This window comes from Levilactobacillus angrenensis (assembly GCF_003946085.1).
Lineage (GTDB): Bacteria > Bacillota > Bacilli > Lactobacillales > Lactobacillaceae > Levilactobacillus > Levilactobacillus angrenensis.
The window spans coordinates 1-5,398 of the sequence record NZ_RHOB01000042.1 but is presented as its reverse complement, the minus strand read 5'-3'; the positions used below and the strand labels follow the sequence as shown (position 1 = coordinate 5,398).

General features: G+C 38.6%; 6 protein-coding genes and 1 pseudogene. 5 read left to right on the top strand and 2 right to left on the bottom strand.

Going from position 1 to position 5,398, the window contains the following annotated elements:
• The first annotated feature begins 674 nt into the window (after positions 1-674).
• Positions 675-1,460 carry a ParA family protein gene (locus tag EKM83_RS12835; protein WP_011669002.1) on the top strand — a complete coding sequence of 262 codons (786 nt, stop codon included), beginning with the start codon at positions 675-677 and terminating at the stop codon, positions 1,458-1,460.
• 3 nt (positions 1,461-1,463) lie between these two features.
• Positions 1,464-1,703, top strand: a complete 240-nt coding sequence (locus EKM83_RS12830; protein ID WP_011669001.1) for a hypothetical protein — start codon at positions 1,464-1,466, stop codon at positions 1,701-1,703.
• A gap of 323 nt (positions 1,704-2,026) precedes the next feature.
• Here EKM83_RS12830 and EKM83_RS12825 read toward each other — a convergent pair whose 3' ends face one another.
• A complete protein-coding gene (locus tag EKM83_RS12825; protein WP_125577931.1) occupies positions 2,027-2,608 on the bottom strand; it encodes a recombinase family protein in 582 nt (193 codons plus the stop codon).
• Between the two features lie 329 nt (positions 2,609-2,937).
• On the opposite strand from EKM83_RS12825, the gene EKM83_RS12820 reads away from it, so the two are divergent.
• From EKM83_RS12820 to EKM83_RS12810, 3 genes are all read left to right on the top strand, one after another.
• The gene (locus EKM83_RS12820) at positions 2,938-3,171 is read left to right on the top strand and encodes a hypothetical protein (protein ID WP_010013316.1); all 234 of its coding nucleotides are present in this window, start codon (positions 2,938-2,940) and stop codon (positions 3,169-3,171) included.
• Between the two features lie 14 nt (positions 3,172-3,185).
• A complete protein-coding gene (locus EKM83_RS12815; protein WP_005919347.1) occupies positions 3,186-3,716 on the top strand; it encodes an MFS transporter in 531 nt (176 codons plus the stop codon).
• Positions 3,717-3,869: 153 nt separating this feature from the next.
• Positions 3,870-5,204, top strand: a complete 1,335-nt coding sequence (locus EKM83_RS12810; protein WP_002831210.1) for a dihydrolipoyl dehydrogenase family protein — start codon at positions 3,870-3,872, stop codon at positions 5,202-5,204.
• Positions 5,205-5,282: 78 nt separating this feature from the next.
• On the opposite strand, the pseudogene EKM83_RS12805 reads toward EKM83_RS12810, so the two are convergent.
• A pseudogene (locus EKM83_RS12805) lies at positions 5,283-5,398 on the bottom strand (IS30 family transposase); the annotation flags it as partial.

The window sequence follows — 5,398 nt, the reverse complement described above, 5'->3', positions numbered from 1 at the left end:
TGGAAACAGCTATTTGGAATAACTGAACCAGAGTACAATTCTACTACTAAAAGTTTCCCCTTAGTTCGTCGGTCGTTAACGCCCGTCGCTTGTCTGTACAATTGCGGTATTGCTACCACCACTCATTATAAACCTACGTTTTCGGTTTAACCTACTAAAAAACGCCCTAGCAGGCGTTGGTAATACGTATTTATGTTTGTTCGATCACCAACTAATCAGTGGCACCAAGCCGAAGCTTCGTTTTACCACCCGCGCCGTTAATGGTCGCGCTCACCATTCACCACCCAGCCGTACAGATGACCTTGTTGTGGTATAGCCAGACTTATTGAAGTCGCCCTGGCAAACGTGTCTCCTTGGATTTAGACCCCAGCTTGTCCCCTAGGGCTTTAAAAATCGCACCGGCCATGATATAATAGTCATTAAACTAGATGACTTTTATGTGGCGCTCACCGATTCCCGTCGGTGGGTGTTTTTTTATGTTCTATTTTATGAATTAACCATACCACTATTCAGCTTGTTTATAAACAAAAATTGCAAAAATAACAAAAGTAATTTGTAACAAGTTTCATGTAATTTGATACTTGTAATTTGTATCTTTATATTTACGTTGAATTGCTATGCTCGTTGCATTACAATGACTATGAACTAATAAGTTCAAGTCTGGAGGATCCTGTATGACCACATCGATCACGATAGGAAACTTTAAAGGTGGAGTTGGAAAAACAACAACTTGTGTAACCTTTTCTTATCTATTAAATAAAGCCCATAGAAAAACCTTATTAATTGATTTTGATCCACAAGGAAATGCTAGTGAAATTATAGAAAAAACATTTCCTGTATTCAAACAAAAAAATTCCAAAAGTTTAACTGATGGTATTAAGAATCTGGATTTATCTGAGTCCATTGCACACGTCACAGATTACCTTGATCTGATGCCTAGTGATTGGAGCTTATCTTTGCTTCCTGATATGCTTGAAGATTATAAGAAAAGTGACCGACCACTATTTTTAAAAACTTTGCTAACAAAAATTAGAAATGATTATGATTATATTTTAATAGACGTTCCGCCAACGCTATCAGCATATACAAATAATGCCGTTTTAGCCTCAGATTACGTAATTATGGTTATGCAGACTCAAGAGCAATCTTACTCAAGTTCTTTAAAATTTGTAAGCTATCTTCAAGGGCTTAGAAAAGACTATGACAAATCATTTGATTTGCTTGGCATTATTGCCTATCTGGTTAAAAAAGACGGACCTGTCGATCATGAAGTGTTGAAAGCCGCTAATCAAGCCTTTGGAAAAGCCCTATTTCATGGGAACGTATTTCAAAGAGAACGTGTTAAACGTTTCGGAAAAAGTGGAATTAAAGATGAGGATATGTGGGACAAAAGGGCTTTATATATGTATCAAGTAGTATTAGATGAAGCTCTATCACGAATTAATCTGTTGGAGGAGTAGAATATGCCGGAAAAGAAAAGTCTTTTAGATCAGATTGATGCAGAGAGTCAATTAAAAGATGGCGACTCTCCTTTTAAACGAAAAGAAAAAACAAAACCATTACGAGTTAGAGAATCATTTTACAATGATATTCGAAAAATTGCCTTCGAAGAAAATACAAAAATGGTTGAGATTTTAGATGACATAATAAAGCGTGGGCTTCGAAGCTATAAAAAGAGTCACCCAGATACAGATTACAAGTAACTTGTAACTTGTAATAAGTAACTTGCAATTTTAATTTAACCTGAACAAAATACGCTTACGACTCAAATGCAGGCTTTGGAATCCAGCGATGCTAACAAAGAAAAAAGTAAATAATTACGCGCTCTCAGACAACACGTTCACCTTTTAGATGTATACTTGTCCGTTTAAATTAAGCAGAATGCACACAAAAAAGTCCTCTATTACGCGGAATAGAGGGCTTTTCTGAAATCAGTACATACAGGCTTTGCTTAGGAGCGTTGCTTGTGTCCATTTAGGACATACACAATCTACCAAATATCCTTTTTCATGATCTTTCACCTGTTTTAGATTTTAGAAGTATCACTTGGTTTCTCAATTAACTTAAACCGTCGCTGCTGCGTGCGTTTACTAATCCCCGTCTTTCGTTCAATCATCTTGTAGGTCATGCCTTGTTTTCGCAGCTCATAAGCAAATCTGATTTGTTCATCAGAATACGTTTTCGGTCGCCCTTCCCGAAACAACGGATCATGTTGCTTGGCATACAATTTACCTTCTTGTGTGCGCGTGACAATCATATCGCGTTCAAACTGCGCAAAGGCGCTAAATATTGTAAAGACTAATTGGCCAGTCGGCGTATTGTCAATTAAGCCCATATTCAAAATGTTGACTTTGACATTTTCTTTAAACAACTCTTGGATAATGGCTAAGGCCTCGCGCGTGTTCCGCGCAAACCGATCCAGCTTAGTGACAATCAAAGTATCACCTGTTTTTAGAGCGCGCAACAGTTTTCGAAACTCCGGTCGTTCAGTAGTTGTGCCGGTAAACTTTTCCTGAAAGATTTTTTCTGCTCCTGCCAATTTTAGTAACTCAATTTGATTTGCTAATTTTTGATCAGTGGTACTGACCCGCGCATAGCCATATTTCATCTTTTTCTCTCCTTACTTATGTCATTAAGTAATGACACGGTTCTAACCCTTTAATTATACAGCATCAAAAAACAGGCCACAACTGTTAAGTTATGACGCAGTTTATATATTCATTTAGCGGACATTAACCCATTTATTAATAAAAACTGGACTTAGAATGCGTTTCTCAAACGTCGAAACATGAAAAAAAGCCTATTTCTAGGCGCTTTTTACGATTATTGTTGTAAAGTTTGTTGGGCTTTTTTAGCTCTTGGCTTTTTAAATCTGGATTATCCTTTGCACCTGAAGATGGAAAGGGGACTGCTTCTTCTGCTTATGGTGGTCTAGGCATGGCTTTAGGTAATAACGGATTTAACGTTATCGGTGCTTTGTTCCTTAGCCAGTTTCGACTAGGATTTATAGTCTTTGGTATATTCACATTTGCTGGCGTATTAATTGCAACTTTGATTGTCCATGAGCCTTCTAATTTAGATGAAACCTCAACTAAAAAGAAAGAAAAGTTTTCTTTAAAAAATGTAAAGTTAATTTTTCCTTCTTGGCAAATTGGCGCGACTACTACCTAGCTCTTATAGGAAAAATGTTTCAGGGAGTTGGAAACTTTGCAATTACAGGATACATTTTATATATAATGACCGACTTTCTTCATCGTGGTAATCAAACTCAATCTTCTATCCAACTTGTTAACATGATTATGCTTATTTTTGGCATTTTGATGGGATTAGTCGCTGGGCCACTATCTAATAAATTTAAAATACTGAAATTACCAGTAGGTCTCTCAACTATCTTATTAGCAATTGCAGGTCTCTCCCTGTTCTTCTTAAGAAATAATACTGGTATTATTCTTTACGCCTTAGCTGCCGGTTTAGGAATGGGCTTATGGAACGCACTTGATAATTTATTAAACTTAAAAGTTATCCCCGATCAAAATCGTGTTGCATTTTTCTTAGGTGTTTACAACTTAGGTAATACAATTACACAAGCTATCGCACCCGTTTTAGCCGCTGCCGTCATAAGTCTTTTTGGTTATTCTGGAATTTTTATTGTTTCATTTATTTTTTCCTTGATTGGTGGTATTTCAATGCTATCGATTAAATCATTAAAACGTTAGTAAGATATTTTTTAGCAATCCTTATTTAAAGTTAAGGATTGCTTTTTGTTCTCTTCAGTTGCAATCGCTTGCAACTCGCACCTATCCTCTGCTATGCTCGTGCCAACAATGGTAATTAATTTATTCACCTAAATTTAGGATGGAGGTAATTAAATGACTGAAAGTTATCAATTTGATGTTTTGTACTTAGGCGCGGGGCATGGTGCCTTCGACGGGGCGGTTCCACTAGCTAATAGTGGTAAAAAAGTCGCCATTATCGAAGCGGACAAAATCGGGGGAACTTGTCCAAACCGTGGATGCAACGCGAAAATTACGCTGGACAACCCGGTTCAACTTTTACGCCACCAAGAACGCCTTGATGGCATTGTAAATGGTGACTTAAAGCTGGATTGGACTGCCAATGTAGAACATGAACACGAAGTCATCGACGGCTTGCCGGACATGATTACTGGTTTACTCGACTCTGTTGACATCGAAATTATTCACGGTCGTGGAAAATTTGTTGATGCTCACACCATCGAAGTGGATCAACAGCGCTACACCGCTGACAAAATCGTGATTGCAACGGGGCTACGTCCCCACCATCTAGATGTTATGGGCTCAGAACTTACGCATGACAGTACCGATTTTATGAACCTCAAACAGCTTCCTGAAAATATCGTAATTATTGGCGCGGGCTATATCGGCATGGAATTTGCCACGATTGCCAATGCTGCCGGCGCGAACGTCACTGTACTTTTACGCCATAATCGGGCGTTGCGCAAATTTAATCAAGATTACGTAAAACAAGTCATTGCCGACCTCGAAAAACGAGGGGTGAAGTTCATTTACAACGCTCAGGTGGATCGTTTTGAGGAAGACGGTTCTCATTTTACCGTGTCTTATAACGATCACGAAACCCTCACCACCGACTGGATTTTGGATGCTACCGGACGAATTCCTAACATCGAAAACATCGGATTAGACGAAGTAGGCGTTAGTTACAATGCTAACGGGATCGAAGTTAACGATCATCTTCAAACTAACATTGATAACATCTATGCTTCTGGTGATGTGCTTGATAAAGAACAGCCTAAGCTCACCCCGACTGCGATCTTTGAATCTAGTTATTTAACCCAACTTTTCACAGGAAAGACTACTGACGCAATCAACTATCCGCCCATCCCAACCATTGTCTTTACCTCACCACAAATCGCACAGGTTGGTATGAGCGTCGAAGAAGCTCAGCAAAATCCTGATTACACCATTAAAACTAATCATCTTCCTGACGGATGGTTCCGCCAAGTTGATAAGGAAACAATTGGTGATAACACCTTGATTTACGATCAAGACCATCATCTTGTAGGAGCAGCTGAAGTTAGTGAACATGCTGCCGATGCAATTAACGTTTTATTACCAGCAATTGAGTTTCAATATACAGCTGAACAACTAGGCCGCATCGTACCTCTCTTCCCTACTTTGGGAGCGGACGTCTGGTCACAGATTTAAAAAAACGCTGAGCCTCTTTTAAGGAGACTCGGCGTTTTTTTATTATTTGGCAGATTGCAAGAAATAACTTGAACGAATTTAATGACGTAAATTAAGCAAGAAGATCTCGATTGGTGTATGCCAATTAAGACATTTAAGTGGCCGTGAATTCAGATACCAATTGATTTGAACCAGTTGGTAATCACTTAGTTCTT